The organism is Gluconobacter albidus (genome assembly GCF_002723915.1).
Taxonomy (GTDB): Bacteria; Pseudomonadota; Alphaproteobacteria; order Acetobacterales; family Acetobacteraceae; genus Gluconobacter; species Gluconobacter albidus.
Genome location: NZ_BEWL01000003.1, coordinates 240,008 through 259,942, shown reverse-complemented (window position 1 = coordinate 259,942; position 19,935 = coordinate 240,008). Strand labels below are relative to the sequence as shown.

Sequence of the window (19,935 nt, the reverse complement as noted above, 5' to 3'; positions counted from 1 at the left end):
GAGCCAGGAGTATTCTCGCAGGTTAAATACTGCCGTCAGTATGACTGTGGAAATACTGACAAATAATTAAGATGGCCCCGCAATTTTGAAAAAATTCAGTGTCAAAAGATGGCATGGCTGTTTTCGCGCTGTGTGCGCCCCTGGTGTTACGGTGCGCTGCGCTGGTGACGGAGTTCCCCCGCGACATAGGTGGCGGCGATGCTGCGGTCGTCGCCCAGCATGGTGAGGGCGAACAGGCGGTCGGCGAGGGTTTCGGCTGTCTGCGCGCGGATCCGGCCCAGAGGCGTGGCGGCGGGATCGAAGACGCAGAGATCGGCGTAGAGACCGGGCCGGATGCTGCCGATTTTGTCCTGAAGGCCGAGGGACTGTGCGCCTCCCGCCGTGGCGAGCCAGAGCCCCTGCGCGGGATGGAGTTTCGTCTGGAGCCCCTGCGCGACCTTGTAGGCGTCGGACAGGACCTGAAGCAGCGACAGGGACGGCCCGGCGCCGATGTCGCTGCCGATGCCGACGCGCACGCGGCGTTCGGGTTTGAGGGCTTCAAAAAGCGGAAAGGAGCCGCTGCCGAGAAACTGGTTTGAGCCGGGACAGTGCGCGATGGAGCAGCCGGTGTCGTGACAGCGCTGGAAATCGGCTTCTTCGGCATGGACGGCGTGGGCGAGGATGGCGCGGGGGCGCAGGAGACCGGCCTTGTCGTACACGTCCAGATAGGAGCTGCGATCGGGGAAAAGTTCGCGGACCCAGGCGATTTCGGAGCGGTTTTCGAGCAGATGCGTCTGCATGAACAGGTCGGGCTTTGTGGTGAGAAGGGCGCCTGCGAGATCGAGCTGTTCGGGGGTGCTGGTGGGGGCGAAGCGGGGGGTGACGGCGTAGAGCTGGCGTCCGCGATTGTGCCACCGCGCGATGAGATCCGCGGACTGGTCGTAGCCGCTCTGGGCGGTGTCGCGCAGATTTTCCGGGGCGTTGCGGTCCATCAAGACCTTGCCTGCGATCATGCAGGTATTGAGGCGCTCGGATTCCTCGAAGAAGGCATCCACGGACTGGGGGTGGACCGTGCAGTACACGGCGGCCGTCGTGGTGCCGACGCGCAGAAGCTCGTTCAGGAACTGCCGGGCAACAGTGCGGGCATAGGTGATGTCGGCGTAGCGGGCTTCGGCGGGGAAGACGTAGTTTTCCAGCCATTGCAGAAGCTGTTCGCCATAGGAGGCGATGACCGGGAGCTGCGGGTAATGGACATGGGTGTCGATCATGCCGGCGGAAATCAGCATGTTGGGGTAGTGGTCGAGAGGCGTTCCGGCGGGGATGGTGTCGCGCAGGATGTCCCAGGGGCCGGCGGCGGTGATGCGGCCGTTTTCAGTCAGGATCAGGCCATCGGGCTCGTGATGCAGGGCGTCCATGGGATCGGTGGTGAAGGGATCGGCATGGAAGGTCAGAAAGGGGCCGCGGATGGCCCGGTGGGAAATGGTGTGGGAACTGGCGTGGGGAGTGCTGCGCTGGGTCATGGAAAATACTTTATCGCAGGAAACGCGCCTGTGTCTGCGTCAGGAGGGTGTGGATCAGGCCGCAGGTATAGAGGAGCAGCGTCAGGTCCAGCACGAGGAGGATGCGATGGCTGGAAGCGTAGATTGTGGGGGACAGGCCCGTCAGGATCGTGATGATGAACCCTCCGGTCAGGAAGGACAGGAGGGTGGCGGCGTTTTTCAGGGACAGGGCGCACCACAGGATTGAGACGAACAGGCACAGCGTGAGGAAAAACGCGACATAGGTGTTGAGAGAGACCCAGTTCAGATCATAGAGGAACCGGTCGCAGCGCAGGGGCCCGAGCAGGTGTGTGGGAAGCATGAGCAGGAGACCCAGCAGCATCACGCCCATGGCGGCCATATCCTGAAAGCCCCGGTTCTGTTTGACGACCGCCAGAAAGCAGAGGGACAGCACGAGGGCTGCGAGAAGGATGTGGTTGTCCGGGCCAATGCTGGTGCGGTGGATGCGGTCAAGGGCGAGGGAGAGTTTTTGAAGGGTGTCGTATTGGGGGAATTCCGGCAGCCAGTTGCCGATTTCCGCAATATAGCGGCGTCCGTTTCCGGGGGCGGCGAGGACGATGGCCGAGAGGATGGCGGCGAGCGTCAGGTAGAGGGCGCTGTAAAGAGAAACCGTTCGGCGGCCCAGGGCGGACAGAGCTGTGGAAATAACTGTGCAGAACAGCAGGAGCAGGGAGGACTGTTCGATCGAGCAGCCGATGGGCAGGGCTGCAAGCGACAGGAGACGCATCGTGTTTCCAGCCTCGTTCTGCCGCAGAAACACGCTGATCGAGAAAAAGGCGAAGGAGACCGGGAGCAGGTAATTGTAGAAGCCTGAGAGCCAGTAAACGGACTCTTCCGTGACCTCGTGCGGGAGGAGCAGGAAGAGCCCCATGACGAGCGGGATTCCGAAAGCGGGTTTCAGGGATGAGCGCAGGGTGCAGGACCAGATGGCATAGGCCAGAAGAACCGCGCAGAACGGGATGAGGAGTTTCCAGAAGAGCGCATAGCGGATGGTTTCAGCCAGTGCGGCCTCGATGACGACCCGGCCGGACCATGTCATGTAGCGCATGTGCAGGAAGGACAGCAGGCTCCGGTGATCAAGGGCATGGCGGAACATGTCGTTGTCGATGAAAATCGACCGGTTGATGTGGGCGTCGATCCAGAAAGTCGCGATCAGGAGGAAGGCGATGAAGGCGCCGTTGCGCAGGAGCGTCGTTTTAAGAGCGGCAGACATGCGACATCCTGTAGAGCGTGTGTCCTGCGATGATGTTCAGATGGATATGTGGCGTTATCCCGGCCGGAATGCGGGCGATGGCGGTGAAGCCGTACCGGTTGTGAAACGCATTGCCGTCCGTATGGGTGGCGTGTGCGATATCGGGTCGCTCCTGAAGCCTGTAGGGAATGGACACTTCCTGTGCTCCGTCTCCAGCCGTGAGGAGGAAAGATGATTTGGGGCCGGGCCAGAGATCTGACAGGACCCAGCCGGAAACGGAGATGAATTTCGGGGTGATGTGACAGGTCTCCACGCGGGCTTTCATGGAGGAGGCGTCTGCGGAGGTGAAACTGTCCGGACTGAAGGTTCTGTGTGCCGTCCAGGCGTGGCAGATGGCCAGCGTCAGAAGAAGTGAGAGGCTTATCCCGAGCACAAAGGCATGGGTCTTCAGACGCACGAGGCTCTGATGCAGGGCATCGGGTATCTTCATTGGTCTGCTCTGGCCGTTCGGGAGGTTCTCTGTCTGCCATCCGGGCAGCAGCCTGTCCATGCGGCCTTTCGGGCTGGCATCCCGGCTTTGGCCCTGATATTTCCGGGGCTGTCTCTTTCATCCGATCGCGGCTGTGTCTGCGGTCCCGGTCGCCGGATCCCTGCCCCATGTCCGATAGTCTCGAGCCGATCCGTATTGTCGCGCTGTATCATTTCACGCCGTTCGCCGACCCCGCCGCATTGCGGGAGCCGTTGCTGGAATTGTGCGAGCGTGAGGGGATCAGGGGGATTCTGCTTTTGGCGCGCGAAGGGATCAACGGCACGATTGCCGGGACGGACGAGGGTATGGAGCGCGTGATGGCGCATATCCGCGCGCTTCCGGGCTGTGCGGACCTGGAAAGCAAGGATTCCCGCGCGCCTGAACTGCCGTTCCGCCGCATGAAGGTGCGGCCGAAAAAGGAAATCGTCACGATGGGCGAGCCGGATATCGACCCGCTTCAGGGTGTGGGGCGGTATGTGGCGCCGGAAGACTGGAACGCGCTGATTTCCGATCCCGATACGATCCTGATTGATACGCGCAACGATTATGAAGTGGCGATCGGGACGTTCAAAGGCGCGGAAGACCCCAAAACGAAATCCTTCCGCGAATTTCCGGAATGGTTTCGTAAACGGCGGCAGGAACTGGAAGCGGAAGGCCGTCTGCCGAAGATTGCCATGTTCTGTACGGGCGGTATCCGCTGCGAAAAATCAACGTCCTTTGCGCGGGCGGAGGGTGTGGACGAGGTCTATCATCTCAAGGGCGGTATTCTGAAATATCTGGAGACCGTGCCTGAGGAAGAGAGCCTGTGGGAAGGCGAGTGCTTCGTGTTTGACCAGCGTGTGTCGGTGAAGCATGGGCTGGAGATCGGGACACATGATGTCTGCCATGCCTGCCGTCGGCCACTGAATGCGCATGACAAAGCCTCGCCTCTGTTCGTGCAAGGTGTGTCGTGCCCGCATTGCCATAACGAACGCACGGAAGAGCAGCGCCACCGTTATGCCGAGCGTGAGCGGCAGGAAGCGCTGGCTCAGGCGCGGCGGGCCGGGCATCTGGGTGTTCGCCAGAAGTAAGTGTGGATGGGCGGGGGAGCGAAGATACTCTCGCTGAAAGGGCTTCTAGCTTTCCCCGACGAGCAAAGCGGGAGTAGGATTTTCCCGAGAAGTGCGAAGCCTGTTGCGGGATTGATATTGTCGACGCTGTTTTGTTATCTCGTACAAAACAATCCCGGAACTCGTGCCCAGATTGAGACTTTCGATCATTCCAAACATGGGAATGGAGACGCATTGTCGGCTTCGTTGGGCGGCGAGGTCGCTAATCCCTTTTGTTTCACTTCCGAACCAGACTGCCAGCTTGGCATGTTCGGTAAAATCGCCTTCGTCCAACAAAATATTGGACATGCCTTGTCGATGGGGTGATGTGACAATCGAGACGAAGTGGTTTTTTTCCAAATGTGCAAGACACTCTTCTGTGCTGCCGAAGCGTTTTACGAATGTCCATTTGACGGCGGAAACCGATAGCTTCGAGAGTTTTGGTTCGGTACGCAACTCATTCCAGTCGTCCGAGAGAACCCCACGAGGGTCAATGACGTACACTTTTTCTGCGCCGAAAGCGTTCACGTTCCGGATGACGGTTCCTATATTTCGTGGGTTTTCCGGGTCTTCGATGACAACGATAAGGTTTTTGCACCGGAAGTCTCGTATCGCATCCGCTCTTTTCCGGGCGCGTGATTTATCTGTCTGTTTGCGTTCGATCGTCACACTCAAGCCCCCACCGTACGGGCACCATATCTAGCGACGATGTCGGTTGGTGTCCAAAGCCCGGATCATGATGCATGGTCCTCCAGTAATGGAAGGCCATGCATCATGATCTGTCGTCTTTTCAGTGTACTTTGAAAGACACGGCCCGGTTCAGGCTTTGGTCTTGTTATGTGATCCGGCGGGGTGGCCTGTTCAAGCAACGGCAAGCCGAGGCCATGCTATTTCCGAAAGGTCAATTTCAATGATCCGCGTTGTTCTCAGCCTGCTTTTTGCTGTCTTTATCGGTGGCACTGCATTCGCGGGCGCCAGGCCGGAAACGTTGGAGGAGTTGACCCATAACCTCAACATTGTGCTCAACGAGGAGCTTGATGGAAAGGCATCGCTCAACGGACGGCTGATCGTGCGCGTCGAGCGTGCCTCGATCTGCAAGTCGGCGGTCTGGACACAGAGCAACGGCGTCGGATCGCCATTGCGGCGTGACCTGCTGGAGTGGGACAAGATGTTCAATGACAATCCTTGGATTGATGCCCGGTTTCATTATTGGAAGTTCGTCTATGCCGATCATCGGATCAGCGATGTCATCTCCTTACCTCTGACAGAACATCCGGACCGTTTTGACGATACGGCAACTATCAACCTCCTGTCGTGCCAACCCAGGCCTCATCATCGCCAGTGACGATGCCTGGGTCCGGCGATCCGACCGGGTTCAGGCTTCGGTCTTGTTGCGGGACCCCGCGGGGCGGCCTCTGGTTTTCTTTTCGGGAGCTTTTTCGGCCGCCTTGTCCTTGGCGGCTTTTGCCTTTTTTGCGGCTGTGCGTTCGGCTTTTGGTGGCGGCAGGCTGGCGGCGAGCATGGCCTGTGTGACCTTGGTGGCCGTGACTTTGCGCGGCTGTCTTGCGCCCGGTGCGTTCAGCAGCGGCGCCAGGAAGCGGCCGGTATGGCTGGCCTTGCAGGCCGCGATGTCTTCCGGTGTTCCGGCCGCGACGACCTGACCGCCGCCGTCACCGCCTTCGGGGCCGATATCAATCAGCCAGTCGGCCGTCTTGATGACTTCCAGATTATGCTCGATCACCAGCACCGTATTGCCCTGATCGACGAGGGTGTGGAGCACTTCGAGCAGCTTGCGGACGTCTTCCGTGTGCAGGCCGGTTGTGGGTTCGTCGAGGATATAGACCGTGCGGCCCGTGGCGCGCTTGGCCAGTTCCTTTGAAAGCTTGACGCGCTGGGCCTCACCGCCCGAAAGCGTTGTGGCCTGCTGGCCGAGGGCGACATAGCCCAGCCCGACCTGTTGCAGGATGGCGAGGCGGTCGCGGATTTTCGGAGCAGCCTGGAAATACGGCAGGGCCTCGTCCACGGTCATGGCCAGCACGTCCGCAATGGATTTGCCGCGGAACTTCACATCCAGCGTTTCGCGGTTGTAGCGCGCGCCCTTGCAGGTGTCGCAGGTCACGTACACGTCCGGCAGGAAGTGCATCTCGATCTTGAGAACACCATCGCCCTGACAGGCTTCGCAGCGGCCGCCCTTCACGTTGAAGGAGAAGCGGCCCGGCTTGTAACCACGCGCCTTGGACTCGGGCAGTTCGGCGAACCAGTCGCGGATCGGGGCGAACAGGTCCGTATAGGTCGCGGGGTTGGAGCGCGGGGTGCGGCCGATCGGGGACTGGTCGATCTCGATGATCTTGTCGAGATTGTCCACGCCTTCCAGACGGTCATAGGGCAGCGGCGTCTGGCTCGATTTCATGAGCTGGCGGGACAGCGCCTTATACAGCGTGTCGATGACCAGCGTGGATTTGCCGCCACCGGAAACACCCGTGACGGCGATGAAGGTGCCGAGTGGGAAATCGACGGTCAGATCCTTGAGGTTGTTGCCGCGTGCGCCGTGCAGGGTGAGCATGCCGCTGGGCTTGCGGCGTTCGGTCGGGACGGGAATGACCTTGCGGCCTGACAGATAGGCGCCGGTGATGCTGTTGGGGTTTTTGGCGACCTCGGCCGGGGTGCCGACGGCAATGACTTCGCCGCCGAGTTTGCCTGCACCCGGTCCCATGTCGATCAGGTAGTCGGCGGCGCGGATGGCGTCTTCGTCATGTTCGACGACGATGACGGTGTTGCCGAGGCGCTTGAGGCGTTCGAGCGTGCCGAGCAGGCGTTCGTTGTCGCGCTGGTGCAGGCCGATGGAAGGTTCGTCCAGCACATACAGAACGCCCGTCAGGCCCGAACCGATCTGCGATGCCAGACGGATGCGCTGGCTTTCACCACCCGACAGGGTTGCGGAGCCGCGCGAGAGGGTGAGGTAGTCCAGCCCGACATCGTCGAGGAAGTGCAGACGGTCGGTGATTTCGCGCAGGATACGACGGGCGATTTCGGCGCGCTGGGGCGTGAGGGTCGCTTCCACGGTGGAGAACCAGTCGAGCGCCTTGCGGATCGGCATGTCCGAGGCTTCGGCGATGTTGAGGTCCTTGACCTTCACGCACAGCGCCTCGGGTTTGAGGCGTGCGCCGTGGCAGGCATGGCAGGGTTTTTCGGACTGATAGCGCGACAGTTCTTCGCGCACCCACATGCTGTCCGTCTGGGCCATGCGGCGGCGCAGGTTCTTTAGCACGCCTTCGAACGGTTTGGTGACGATATGGACCTTCCCGCCATCGGTATAGGGAATGTCGATCGGCTCTTTCGAACCGTTGATGATGAGGTCACGCGTAGCGGGCTGGAGGTCGGACCAGGGCGTGTTCATGTCATCGCCGCAATGGCGGGCGAGGGCGGCGAGCGTCTGGTCATACCAGTCCGTGCTCGCACCCTTCCAGGGGGCGATGGCGCCTTCGGCCAGCGTCAGGCTGTCATCCGGGACAATCAGGTTTTCGTCGAAATGGGTTTCGGTGCCGATACCGTCACAAACCGGGCAGGCGCCCATCGGGGCGTTGAAGGAGAACAGGCGCGGCTCGATCTCCTCGATTGTGAAGCCGGAGACGGGGCAGGCGAAGCGAGACGAGAAGACGACATGCGCCGGGGCTTCCTTCTCGCCTGCACGTTTGACTTCCTCGGCATAGGCCAGGCCGTCCGAGAGTTCGAGGGCGGTTTCGAAGCTGTCGGCGAGGCGCGATTCGAGACCGTCCTTGACGACGATCCGGTCCACGACGACCTCAACGGTGTGGCGCGTCTTGCGGTTCAGCTCCGGGGCCTCGGCGATTTCGTAGAGTTCGCCGTCGATCTTCACGCGGGTGAAGCCCTTGCGGGTCAGTTCGGCGAGTTCGCGCTTGCAGTCGCCCTTGCGGTCCCGCACGACGGGTGCGAGCAGCATCAGGCGCATGCCGTCCGGCATCCCCATGATGCGGTCCACCATCTGGCTGACGGTCTGCGCCTCGATCGGCAGGCCGGTCGCGGGGGAATAGGGGATGCCCACGCGCGCCCAGAGCAGGCGCATGTAGTCGTGAATTTCCGTGATCGTGCCCACGGTCGAGCGCGGGTTCTTGGACGTGGTTTTCTGTTCGATCGAGATGGCCGGGGAGAGGCCTTCGATGGAGTCCACATCCGGCTTGCCCATCAGTTCAAGGAACTGGCGGGCATAGGCGGACAGGCTCTCCACATAGCGTCGCTGGCCTTCGGCATAGATCGTGTCGAAAGCCAGTGAGGATTTTCCGGAGCCTGAGAGGCCCGTGATGATCGTCAGGGAATCCCGCGGGATCGTGGCGTCGATGTTCTTGAGATTATGGGCGCGGGCCCCACGGACGCGGATCGAATGATTGTCTGGAAAGCTCACGGAGACCCCGGAATGTGGAGAAAAGGCAGTTGTGAGATCAAACGCGCTTGAATGGCGTTGGATTGTTCCCCATTAGATGGGAACTTACGCACGTATGAAAAGAACAATTCGAGAAAATTGGTTGGGACGGGAATGGCAGGCAGCGTCAACAAGGTGATTCTGGTCGGGAATCTGGGCAAGGACCCGGAAGTCCGCAACACGCAGTCGGGGTCTAAGATCGTCAACCTGACCGTTGCGACGTCAGACACCTGGAACGATCGTCAGTCGGGCGAGCGCAAGGAGCGCACCGAGTGGCATCGCGTGGTGATCTTCAACGAGCGGACGGCTGATGTTGCCGAGCGGTTCCTGCGCAAGGGGCGCAAGGTCTATATCGAGGGCGAACTTCGCACCCGCAAATGGACCGACCAGTCCGGCCAGGAAAAATATACGACCGAAGTCGTGATCGACCGCTTCCGGGGTGATCTGGTGCTGATCGACAGCAATCGCAGCGGTGGCGGCGATGATGGCGGTTTTGACAACGGTGGCGGCTATGGCGGTGGCAACGGCGGCGGCAATGGTGGTGGCTTCGGGGGAGGAAGCCGTGGCGGTTCTGCTGGCGGTTCGGGCGGCGGCTTTGGCGGCGGTTCCCGTGGAAATGCCGGCGGGGCTTCCGGCGGCGGTCGTTCGGGTGGCAGCAACGGTGGCTGGGACGCCCCGCCGGACAACGACCTGGACGATGAAATCCCGTTCTGAGTTCAGGGCGGATTTCGGTTCGCGGATGTAAAAAGCCCCCGGATGCCCAGGCATTCGGGGGCTTTTTTATGTGATGCAGACAAGAAAAAAGCCCCATCCTCGGAAGGATGAGGCTTTTTGCCGTTTCAGATTAACTGGCTTCAGGCCGTCAGAGCTGTTTCTTCTGCAGACGTCGTCACCAGATAGGGGCCTGCGGCCAGGATCTGGATGGCGAGCATGCCGAGGCTGTTCGGCTGACGGGCCGTCAGGGGCAGCATGGCGTTGCCGTTCGTCCAGCGGACAGGGGTGTTTTCCTGAACATCCCAGCCGCTGAGGTCTGCGTCCGTCAGGTGCTGGTCGATGCGGATCGTTTTGCCCGAGTCGAACAGCGTGACTTCACCCACCAGAACGCCGAGCTGGCGACGGTCGTCGACGAACGGTCCGACCGTTTCGCTCGGGCTGGACGTGCGGGACACGATGCGAACGCCTGTCACGTCGGACGGGATCATGAACATTGTGCGGCCGTTGGCGCTGCGGACCTGATGGATGGTCTGGCCAGTGCTGGCGACGAGGTACAGGCCGGCGTCTTCAGTCAGGGTCGGAGCGACGACCGTGTTCTCAAGGCCTGCTGCGATGGCGCGGGCTTCGATTTCGCGGAAGATCGGCTCGACCACGTCCCGGCTGACGGACAGCGGGGCTGCTGCGTCGTCATTCCAGTTGCGCTCGCGGCCACCCAGCGAAACGACGCTGCCGTCCTGACGGAAGGACTGGCGGTTGCCGGTGTCGAGGTAGCTTTCCGTCAGCATGCCGTCTGCCATGATGACCGAGTGTTCGGCCGTTTCTACATGGAAGTAGTCATAGACGGCGATGGTGCGGTCATAGACCACCGAGCGGCCATTCACGAGCATACGGGCCGGAATGAAACCGCCATTGATGAACAGGCAGTGTTCCGGCGTGACCAGCATGTCCTTGTAAGGCACGCCTTCAGCGAGTGCGCCCTGCATGATGCGGACCGGGTAACCGGCTTCCGCATCGGCCAGACCGGCCTTGGCGATCATGTGGGAGCGGCCGGCCCAGGTGACGGTGCGCTCGACGGTTTCGCCGTTCACGAATGCCAGAACCGTGCTGCCGAGGCGTAGGGTTTCGACAGCTACATCGCCTTCCGGCGTGCGGATCATGCTGCCTGCGAGGAAGCAAGGGCCTTCAGCTATGGCTTCGATAATAAAAAAGCCTGCCTCTGAATCTTCCGCAAGAAAGCCAGTGCTGCCGTCTTGGACGATTGTGGCGTTGGTTCTGGGAACAAAGCCGTTTGACATATGAAGGTCGCCGAATGTCAGCAGGCGACCGTCAGCCAGCGTGATCTGAAGCGTATAGGAGCCATCAGCGTTCGGCGTGTAGGTGGCAGCCGTTGGAGCGGAAGACACACCGGAGATGCCGAAATGCGTGTTGGAGGACACGCCATTGATCACGACGCCCTGGGCATTCGGCGAGTCGGTGTGCAGCAGGCCGTTGGCCTGAACATACACCGTGTTGACCGTGTTCGGATCAACATTGATGGTGTTGATGTTTTCGCCCGGGGACAGGAACAGGCTGCTGTCCTGCGAGAGGTTGAGCGTACCGCCGGAAACGGAGATCGGGTTAGTGGCAGCGCCCAGCGTGGCGTTGATCAGGTTGATCGTGCCAGCATTGTTGACGTTGTTTGTGTCGAACACGACGTTGTTGTTATTGTTCATGATCGTAATAACGCCGCCGTCACGATTTGCAGTGACGCCGCCAAGTTCAACCTTGGCTTCAGTATTAATTACGATTGTGCCACTGTTCTCGAAACCGGACGTCGCGAAGACGTAGCCGCTATAAGTGCTGTCGGCCTGTGCAGTGATTTCCAGCGTACTGTTTTCCCAGACGCTAAGGCTGCGGATCTGGTTATAGGACGGCGCGTTGGCGACGACGATGTTTGGCGTGGTGTTGCCGACATAGCCGACGTTGACGTCAGCATTCTGCTCGCTCTGCGGAACGGCGTTGCCGCTGAAGGAATTGCCGGACGTATCAACGACATTGCCGACACCGTCATACAGCGTCCAGTTCTTCGGATCGTACCAGTCGCCACCCGTCGCGGAACCGGTCCAGCGCCATATGTTGTCATGGGTATGATAGCTGACGGCGTTGCTGCTGTACTGCGACGTGTCGCCACCGGCTGCGGCCGCTGCGGCTGCCGTTGCGGCAAGCTGCTCGTGCAGGTCGCTGGTGACATAGGAGGCCGGAGCCGTTGCAGTGCCAGCGTCTTCGATGAGCCAGCCGTTCGAGCCGTCCTGGACGATCGTGGCCTGTGCAGCAGGCGTATAGCCGTCTGCGACGTTGACCGTCGGGTAGGTGATGGCGTGGCCGTTATCGAGGGTGATCGTCAGCGTGTAGGAGCCGTCGGTGTTGGCTTCATACGTGGCGGAGACCGGCTTGGAGGAGCCGCTCAGGATGCCGAAATGAGTGTTCTCGGAAACGCCGTTGATGACGGTGTTCTGGACGGAGCCACTGCTGTTGGAGAAACGGTCGTTGACATACAGTGTGTTGACGGTTGCCGGGTCGACGTTGATCGTGGAACCTTCGCCGTACAGGTTCGCAATGAGCGTGCTGTTCTGCTGAAGGTTGATCGTGCCGCCGGAAACGCTGATGGGCGTTGCAAGGGTGCCAAGCGTCGAGTTGACGAGGTTGAGCGTGCCGTTGTTCAGCTGCGCGTCATCAAGCGTCACATTGCCGTCGTTGTTCAGGATCGTCAGGGTTCCGTTACCGGATGTCACGCCGCCGAGCTCGACCTGAGACGGGGTATCAATGATAAGGGTGCCGTAATTCTCAAAGCCAGCCGTTGCGAAAACATTACCGTTTCCGCCCTGAGCGGTGATCTTCAGGGTACTGTTCTGCCAAATGCTGAGGCTGCGGATCTGGTTGTAGAGAACGGCATTGGACACGACGACGTTCGGCGTGGTGTTGCCATAATAACCGACGTTGACGTCAGCGTTCTGTTCGCTCTGGGGAAGGGGAATGCCGCTGAAGGAGGCGGAAGACGTATCAACCGGCTGACCGGCATCCGTCAGGACCCAGTTGCCGGGATCGGTCCAGTCGCCGCCCGTTGCGGGACCAACCCAGTGCCAGGAATAATCGTGCTGGTGGTAGCTGGTTTCGCCAGTGTTGTAGCTGGCGTTGTCACTGCCGGCGGGCGTGATGTCGTCGGTGGTCGTATCGGCCATGATCAGATCTTTCCGAAAAATTTCCGGCACGGACTCGCCGGAGTGTGTTTGAGAATTGCTAACGGATTCGATTACTGTTCGCAAGTTAATAAGGTGTAAATAGCTGTCGCACTTTCGAACGATTTTGTCATTTTTTTGTGTGAATGATTTTTTTTGCAAGACCTGTGCAAAGCAGACCCGGAACGACGTCAATGCGTTCTGGAGTGCCGCCCCTGAGTGCCGGGTGTGGCGTGATGGCGACGCATGCGGTATGCTGGGAAAACCGAATTCTAGTGTGGTGACCTGTCTTGACCGAGCTGACCGAGCCGACTGATCTGACCCCTTCCGGCCGTCTTCCTGTGACGATCGAGGAGGAAATGCGCTCCTCCTATCTGGCTTATGCGATGTCCGTGATCGTATCGCGTGCACTGCCGGATGTGCGGGATGGTCTGAAGCCGGTTCATCGCCGTATTCTCTATGCCATGCGCGAAAGCGGCTTCACGGCCGACAAGCCCTATCGCAAGTCCGCGCGTGCGGTTGGTGACGTGATGGGTAAATACCATCCGCATGGTGACAGCTCGATTTATGACGCCATGGTCCGGATGGCGCAGCACTGGTCGATGCGCGTCAAGCTGATCGACGGCCAGGGCAATTTCGGATCGGTCGATGGCGATAGCCCGGCCGCCATGCGTTACACCGAGGCCCGTCTGGCCAAGGCGTCGTCCTTCCTGCTGGACGATATCGACCGCGACACTGTCGATTTCCAGCCGAACTATGACGAGAGCGAGAACGAGCCGAAGGTTCTGCCGGCGGTCTTCCCGAACCTGCTTGTCAATGGCGCGGCCGGTATTGCCGTGGGCATGGCGACCAATATTCCGCCGCATAATCCGGGTGAGGTGATTGACGCCACGCTGGCGATGATTGCCAACCCGGACATCGAACTCGACGAGCTGATGCAGATCATCCCGGGGCCGGATTTTCCGACGGGCAGCATCATCATGGGGCGCAGCGGCATCCGCCGTGCCTATGAGACGGGCCGCGGGTCCATTCCGGTGCGGGCACGTGCCGAGATCGAGGAAATCCGCAAGGACCGTCAGGCCATCATCATCACCGAGATCCCGTATCAGGTGAACAAGGCCACGTTGCAGGAAAAGATCGCCGATCTGGTCCGGGCCAAGGAAATCGAAGGCATTTCCGACATCCGCGACGAGTCCGACCGGTCGGGAATGCGTGTCGTCATCGAGCTCAAGCGCGATGCGACGCCGGATGTGGTTCTGAACCAGCTCTACCGTTTCACGCAGCTTCAGACGTCCTTCAGTGCCAACATGCTGGCGCTGGACGATGGCAAGCCGCGGACGATGGGGTTGAAGGACATTCTGGAAGCCTTCCTGCGCTTCCGTGAGGAAGTCATCCTGCGCCGCGCCCGGTTCGATCTGAACAAGGCGCGCGACCGCGGGCATCTGCTGGTCGGTCTCGTTCTGGCTGTTGCGAATATCGACGAGGTCATTGCGCTGATCCGTGCGGCCCCGGATGCTGCAACGGCGCGTGAATCGCTGATGGCGCGCGAGTGGGATGCGTCTGAAGTCATTCCGCTGCTCGAGCTGATCCACGACGAAGGCAATGTCATCATCAATGGCAAGGTTCGTCTGACGGAAGCGCAGGCACGCGGTATTCTTGAGTTGCGCCTGCAGCGCCTGACGGGTCTGGAGCGCGAGAAGATCCAGGGAGAGCTGGGGGACGTCGCCGTCAAGATCGGCGAACTGCTCCAGATCATCGAGAGCCGCCCGCGCCGCATGGAAGTCATGCGCGAGGAGCTTCTGGCGGCCCGTGCGGAAGTTGCGACCCCGCGTGCGACGGAAATTTCCGATGCGCTCGGCGACCAGACGGATGAAAGCCTGATCGAGCCGGGGCAGATGGTTGTGACCATCACGCGCGACGGCTTCATCAAGCGGACCCCGCTGGAAGTTTTCCGGTCGCAGAACCGGGGTGGTCGTGGTCGGACGGCCTCGGGGCGTCGCGGCGATGACGTGATCATCCGCAGCTTCAACGCGCATACGCATCAGTGGGTGATGTTCTTCTCCTCCGGCGGCAAGGCCTACCGGATGAAGGTCTGGCATCTGCCGGAAGCCGCGCCGACCGCCAAGGGCCGTGCGCTGGTCAACCTGCTGCCGGAACTGGGAACGGATTCCATCACGGCCGTTCTGCCGCTGCCGCAGGATGAGGAGCTGTGGGACGACCTGCACCTCGCCTTCGCAACGGCCAGCGGCAATGTGCGCCGGAACCGTCTGAGCGATTTCCGCAATATCCGTGCCTCTGGCCTGATCGCCATGAAGCTCGACGAGGGGGATTCCCTCATCGGTGTGGCCACGTGTCGGGAAGGTCAGGATGTGTTCCTGGCGACGAAGAACGCGCGCTGCATCCGCTTCCAGATCACGGACGAGACGCTGCGCGTGTTTGCCGGCCGTGGTAGCACGGGCGTGCGTGGCATCCGTCTGGGTGACGGGGATGCGGTGATTTCGCTGTGCATCCTCAACCATGTGGATGCCAGCGTCGAAGAGCGTTCGGCCTATCTGCGGATGGCCAATGCCAAGCGTCGTGCCGAAAATGCGGCCCTGGACGACAGTGCCGAAGACGAGACGGTGTCTGGTGACGAGGAAACCGTCGAAATCACCGGCGATCTGACGCAGGAGCGTTTCGAGGAACTGGAACAGCAGGAAGAAATCCTCCTGACCGTTACCGATGGCGGCTATGGCCGTCGTTCCTCGGCCTATGATTACCGCGTTTCTGGCCGTGGCGGTCAGGGCATCACCAATATGACCTTCTCCGCGAACCGTCGCGGCAAGGAAGTGGTGGGCACGCTGCCGACGCTTGATGGCACGGACGTCATGCTGGTTACGGATACCGGGCGTCTGATCCGTCTGCCGGTCTCGCAGGTCCGCGTCATGGCGCGTCAGGCCAGCGGTGTGACGCTGTTCCGCCTGAATGACAGCGAAACCGTTATCTGTGTCTTCCCGGTTCTGGAAGATGACACGGAAGAGGGCGATGCCGACGAGACTGTGGTCTCTGAAGCTCCCGCCGCAGGTGACGATGCTGCACCTGACGCCTGAGGCGCGGACGGATCCGCGTGTCGGGTTTTATCCCGGCACGTTCGATCCGGTCACGTTCGGGCATCTGGACATCATCCATCGGGCCTCTGCGCTGTTCGACCGGCTGCTGGTCGGGGTGGCGGTCAATGAAGGCAAGCAGCCGCTTCTGGATCTGGAGGCGCGGCTCTCGGCTCTGCGGCATGAGGTGGACAAACTGCCGCATGGGGAGCGGATCGAGGTTGTTGGCTTCGATACGCTTCTGGTGGATGCCGTGCGTCAGGCGGGCGCGGGCACGGTTGTGCGCGGCCTTCGGTCCGGGGGCGACTTCGATTATGAGAGTCAGCTTTCTGGCGCATTGCGTCGTCTGGCCCCGGAAATCGAGACGGTTTTCCTGCTCTCTTCCGAAGAACATCGCAGCACGGCCAGCCGTATCGTGAAGGAAATCGCGCGGTTGGGGGGAGATATTTCACCCTTCGTCAGCGAAGATGTTGCACATATCGTCTTGTCGAAACTGGGCCGAGGGCCGACATAGGAACCTTCAACGATTTCTGGAAGGTTCCAAGATGTCCGATACTGCAGTGCCCGACGGCAACAAGCTGGTTTTCGAGCTCAAGACTGGCAAGGTGGTCATCGAGCTGCGCCCCGATCTGGCGCCTCTGGCTGCCGAGCGCCTCAAGCTGCTGGCCAGCGAGGGGTTTTATGATGGCGTGAAGTTCCATCGTGTGATCGAAGGCTTCATGGCGCAGGGCGGCGATCCGACGGGAACCGGCACGAGCGGCAGCTCCTATCCGGATCTCAAGGCCGAGTTCACGAATGCCGCCAAGTTCGAGCGTGGCACGGTCGGCATGGCCCGCACGATGGCCCCGAACTCCGCCAACAGCCAGTTCTTCATCATGTTCGCCGCCAGCCCGCATCTGAACGGTCAGTACACGATCGTCGGTCAGGTCACGGAAGGCATGGAATATGTGGACCAGCTCAAGCGCGGTTCCGGCGCGGGTGGGGTGGTCAAGGACCCCGACACCATCGTCAAGGCGTATGTCGAAGCCTGAATCCTGCCTGAAAGCGGAATTCAGAAAGGCCGGTGCAGTGATGCGCCGGCTTTTTTTGTTGGGTTTTCCTGACAGCGTCAGCCCCGTTTCATAAAGAAAAAGGCGCCCTGTAACGGGACGCCTTTCCTGTGGAGGGATCTGAGGGAGGGTTTCAGAAGCTGGCGTTGATCCGGCCGTAATAGTAACCGCCGGTGATGGGGACCTGCAGCGAGAACTGGTCGTAGATCTGGGCGCCGCGGGAGTTGTTGATCTGCGGAACGCGACGGGGGCGGACGTTGAAGACGTTGTTCGCACCGAGCGCCAGATGCCAGTGGCTGTTGAAGCGGTAGCCGACTTCGATATCAGTCAGCCAGCGCGGCGTATTCTTGAACTGCGCAAAACAGCTGTTGGAATAGGCCAGCTTGCCGCCGCTCGGGCAGGTGAGCGTCTTGTCCGTCCAGTCAGAGTAGGTCAGCATGTCCGTGGTCTCGCCGTAGCGGGTCTGACGCACGTTGAGGTCCCATTTCCCGATCGTATAAAACGCGTTCAGGATGATCTTGCTGCGCGGATAGGCGGTCGTGATGTAGCCGATGTTCTGCGCGTTCAGCAGTGGATTGCCGTTGGTGTCCGTTCCGTTGTGGTGCAGACGCGTCCGGTTCAGGTCCAGCGCCATGCTGAGGTTGAGGTTGCCAGCATTGTGGAAGCGGAACATGTAGTCCGCCTTGATGTCGAGACCCTGCGTGCGGGTGCTGGCGCCGTTGGTCATGTAATAGGCGGAGACGTTGTCGAGCGTGATGCTGTTCAGAGGCAGGGAGTATCCCATGGCTTCGATGGCATCGACGGCGGGCTGACCATTGACGGTACCACCGCCTACGATCCGGTCACGCAGATTGATCTGATACACGTCTGCTTCGACGTGGAAGTTCTTCACGGGCTCCAGGACGATGCCACCGCTGGCGCTGACGGAGCGTTCCGGCTTCAGGGCGCTGGCGCCGAGAATGCGGGCGGCCGTTGAGTTGACGGGCAGAAGACCGGAGGCGCCGGTCGGGTCCACGTTCATGGCGCTGTAGTGCTGTTCGGCCAGTGTGGGCGCGCGGAAGCCGGTGCTGATCGTGCCACGGATCGCAATGCGCTTGCTCACGTCATAGCGGGTCGAGACCTTGCCGTTTTCCGTGTTGCCGACATCCGTGTAGTGCTCGAATCGTCCTGCGAAATCGAGATCCCAGTGCGGGAGCGGGTGGAAGTCGCCATCGACATAGGCGGCCCAGATATCACGGCTCCAGTTGCCGGCGCTGTTGGGGCCAAGACCGGCATAGCCCTGCGTGCCACCCAGTTCATAGGAGGGCGGGGTGCCTGCCTTGATTTCATAGGTTTCGAGGCGGTGTTCGCCGCCGAAGGCCAGCGTCATGGGCACGACGTTGGCGATATTGAAGTGACGGCGGAAGTCCAGATTGTTGGTCCACTGTGCCATGCGATAGGTTTCGGCACGCGTCGTATTGGGGGACCAGCCGCAGCCATCGGTCGAATAATAGGACGAGCTCGGGTCGGTTGAGCACGTGCTGGCGAGCATGCCGGTATTGGCGGTGTTCTTGTTGCCAATCTTGTTGCCATCGGCGCCGTATGTGGTGCTCAGATCCCAGTCAAAGCCCAGGAAGTTGTCTCCCTTGAGGCCCAGCGTGGCGGCGTAGTCGTTTTCTTCCGACGTTTCGAGCGGGGAGAAGCCCGCCGGATACATGCTGGGCGCGATGACGGGCGTGCGGTAGTTTTCATATGCTTCGCCGTGGCGGTGCATATAGGTGATGAGGCCGTAGAAATTCACGCCTTCGGTGATGGTCTTGCCAAAGTCGATGGCGAGGCTTTCGCGGGTTTCTTCCGGCGTGCTCATGATCTTGTTGGAATTGGTCGGCACGTTCATCGCATTCGGAACGATACCGTTATAGTAGCCCGTTGTGGTGGCGTTGGTGGGCCAGCTTCCGATCAGGCGGTGATCCTTTGCGCCGACGACCATGTGATCCGTGTGATAGACTTCGCCGCTGAGGTGCAGGTAGCCGTCACTGCCCCATTTCACGCCGCCATCAGCGCCGACCTTGTACTGCCAGCCGTCGCCATTATAGGCGTTTGCGCCGGTCTGCACGGTGGTCTGCATGCCGTGGGCCTGCTTTTTGGTGATGATGTTCACCACACCGGCAATCGCGTCCGAGCCGTACATCGCGGCCGCGCCGTCTTCAAGCACTTCGATGTGGTCGATGGCATTTGCGGGGATCGTGTTCAGATCGGCGCCGGTGGAGCCGAACTGCGGACCCGCGTCGGCTGTGATGTTTGCGGTGTTGTGGCGGCGCTTGCCGTCCACCAGAACCAGCACTTCGTTCGGGCCGAGACCGCGCATCTGGATGGAAGATGTCAAGGCCGCAGAATCCGCGCCCATCGCCACCACGTTGATGGAAGCATAGGTCCGGGTCAGGGCGTCCGAGAGGTTCAGCATGCCGGAACGGCGGAGCGTCGCGGCAGAGACCACGGTGACGGGGGACGTGCTTTCGCGGGCCTTGCGGTTCGTCGCGTGGGTGCCTGTGGTGACGTTGATCGTCTCGGCTTCACCCGCGAAGTTAACTTCGGTCTTTTTCTTGCGCGGTGCGGCAGTCGCCGTCTTCGCGACTGGAGCGCTGGCGGGGTGTGCGGTTGCGTGAGTGCTGCTGCCGGTCCGGGCAGTGTGATGACGGACAGGGTGAGTGGTTGTTGTCGCGGCAAGAGCGGACATACACGGCATGACGGAAACGGCTGTTGTTACAAGCAGGGAGATGCGGTGCCGGGATTTCATTATTACTCTTTGTACCTCCATAAGACACCGCCCTTGGGTTCAGAGGGGGGTTCAGGAGAGTAATGATAAAAACTCGTTACATGAAAGTAGCAAAAACGATTTCTGAAACAGTTTTTCTTCCTGTTGCAGGTTGGCAACAAAGAGGTTTTACGGTCCGGATTAGGGGAATGAAATTTCTGGCAGGTGCTTTTCGGAGAAATATAGTTTTGTTTGTTTCACTGTGTGTGAGAAGGGCAGTTTGCTAGCTCTGTTTTATGTTATTTGATCGTATCGGATATGGTTGGCGGGCATAAGAAAGCTGCGGCCGTTC

At 60.4% G+C, this 19,935-nt stretch carries 13 protein-coding genes; 6 read left to right on the top strand and 7 right to left on the bottom strand.

Annotated features, from left to right (window positions below):
* Nucleotides 1-146: 146 nt before the first annotated feature.
* Genes guaD through GAL01_RS06310 form a run of 3 tightly spaced genes read right to left on the bottom strand, consistent with a single transcriptional unit; the run spans nucleotide 147 to nucleotide 3,220 of the window.
* On the bottom strand, nucleotides 147-1,499 hold the full coding sequence (guaD, locus tag GAL01_RS06320) for a guanine deaminase (protein WP_169926405.1): 1,353 nt from the start codon (nucleotides 1,497-1,499) through the stop codon (nucleotides 147-149).
* A 10-nt stretch (nucleotides 1,500-1,509) separates the two neighbouring features.
* Nucleotides 1,510-2,751, bottom strand: coding sequence for a DUF6056 family protein (locus GAL01_RS06315; protein WP_062029184.1), 1,242 nt, complete (start codon nucleotides 2,749-2,751; stop codon nucleotides 1,510-1,512).
* Nucleotides 2,735-3,220 carry a hypothetical protein gene (locus GAL01_RS06310; RefSeq protein ID WP_062029182.1) on the bottom strand — a complete coding sequence of 162 codons (486 nt, stop codon included), beginning with the start codon at nucleotides 3,218-3,220 and terminating at the stop codon, nucleotides 2,735-2,737. The genes GAL01_RS06315 and GAL01_RS06310 overlap by 17 nt, the downstream gene beginning before the upstream one ends.
* A 167-nt stretch (nucleotides 3,221-3,387) precedes the next feature.
* Here GAL01_RS06310 and trhO point away from each other — a divergent pair, with 167 nt between their 5' ends.
* Entirely contained in the window at nucleotides 3,388-4,329 is a 942-nt protein-coding gene (trhO, locus tag GAL01_RS06305) for an oxygen-dependent tRNA uridine(34) hydroxylase TrhO (protein WP_062029180.1), read from the top strand.
* A 45-nt stretch (nucleotides 4,330-4,374) separates the two neighbouring features.
* Here trhO and GAL01_RS06300 read toward each other — a convergent pair whose 3' ends face one another.
* Entirely contained in the window at nucleotides 4,375-5,016 is a 642-nt protein-coding gene (locus GAL01_RS06300) for a TrmH family RNA methyltransferase (RefSeq protein ID WP_255308574.1), read from the bottom strand.
* 241 nt (nucleotides 5,017-5,257) lie between these two features.
* Between GAL01_RS06300 and GAL01_RS06295 the strand changes: the two genes are divergently transcribed.
* Nucleotides 5,258-5,692 (top strand): hypothetical protein, encoded by a 435-nt coding sequence (locus GAL01_RS06295; RefSeq protein ID WP_062031078.1) that lies wholly within the window; start codon nucleotides 5,258-5,260, stop codon nucleotides 5,690-5,692.
* 30 nt (nucleotides 5,693-5,722) lie between these two features.
* Here GAL01_RS06295 and uvrA read toward each other — a convergent pair whose 3' ends face one another.
* Nucleotides 5,723-8,767 (bottom strand): excinuclease ABC subunit UvrA, encoded by a 3,045-nt coding sequence (gene uvrA, locus GAL01_RS06290; RefSeq protein WP_062031080.1) that lies wholly within the window; start codon nucleotides 8,765-8,767, stop codon nucleotides 5,723-5,725.
* Nucleotides 8,768-8,899: 132 nt separating this feature from the next.
* Between uvrA and ssb the strand changes: the two genes are divergently transcribed.
* The gene (ssb, locus tag GAL01_RS06285; RefSeq protein ID WP_062031082.1) at nucleotides 8,900-9,499 is read left to right on the top strand and encodes a single-stranded DNA-binding protein; all 600 of its coding nucleotides are present in this window, start codon (nucleotides 8,900-8,902) and stop codon (nucleotides 9,497-9,499) included.
* Between the two features lie 140 nt (nucleotides 9,500-9,639).
* Here ssb and GAL01_RS06280 read toward each other — a convergent pair whose 3' ends face one another.
* Nucleotides 9,640-12,717, bottom strand: coding sequence for a Hint domain-containing protein (locus tag GAL01_RS06280; RefSeq protein ID WP_062031254.1), 3,078 nt, complete (start codon nucleotides 12,715-12,717; stop codon nucleotides 9,640-9,642).
* A gap of 287 nt (nucleotides 12,718-13,004) precedes the next feature.
* On the opposite strand from GAL01_RS06280, the gene gyrA reads away from it, so the two are divergent.
* Genes gyrA through GAL01_RS06265 form a run of 3 tightly spaced genes read left to right on the top strand, consistent with a single transcriptional unit; the run spans nucleotide 13,005 to nucleotide 16,831 of the window.
* A complete protein-coding gene (gene gyrA, locus GAL01_RS06275; protein ID WP_082790755.1) occupies nucleotides 13,005-15,803 on the top strand; it encodes a DNA gyrase subunit A in 2,799 nt (932 codons plus the stop codon).
* Entirely contained in the window at nucleotides 15,784-16,314 is a 531-nt protein-coding gene (coaD, locus tag GAL01_RS06270; RefSeq protein WP_062031083.1) for a pantetheine-phosphate adenylyltransferase, read from the top strand. Before gyrA ends, coaD begins: the two co-directional genes overlap by 20 nt.
* A 31-nt stretch (nucleotides 16,315-16,345) precedes the next feature.
* Entirely contained in the window at nucleotides 16,346-16,831 is a 486-nt protein-coding gene (locus tag GAL01_RS06265; RefSeq protein ID WP_062031085.1) for a peptidylprolyl isomerase, read from the top strand.
* Nucleotides 16,832-16,982: 151 nt separating this feature from the next.
* On the opposite strand, the gene GAL01_RS06260 is transcribed toward GAL01_RS06265, so the two are convergent.
* Nucleotides 16,983-19,625 (bottom strand): TonB-dependent receptor plug domain-containing protein, encoded by a 2,643-nt coding sequence (locus tag GAL01_RS06260; RefSeq protein ID WP_062031086.1) that lies wholly within the window; start codon nucleotides 19,623-19,625, stop codon nucleotides 16,983-16,985.
* Nucleotides 19,626-19,935 lie beyond the last annotated feature (310 nt).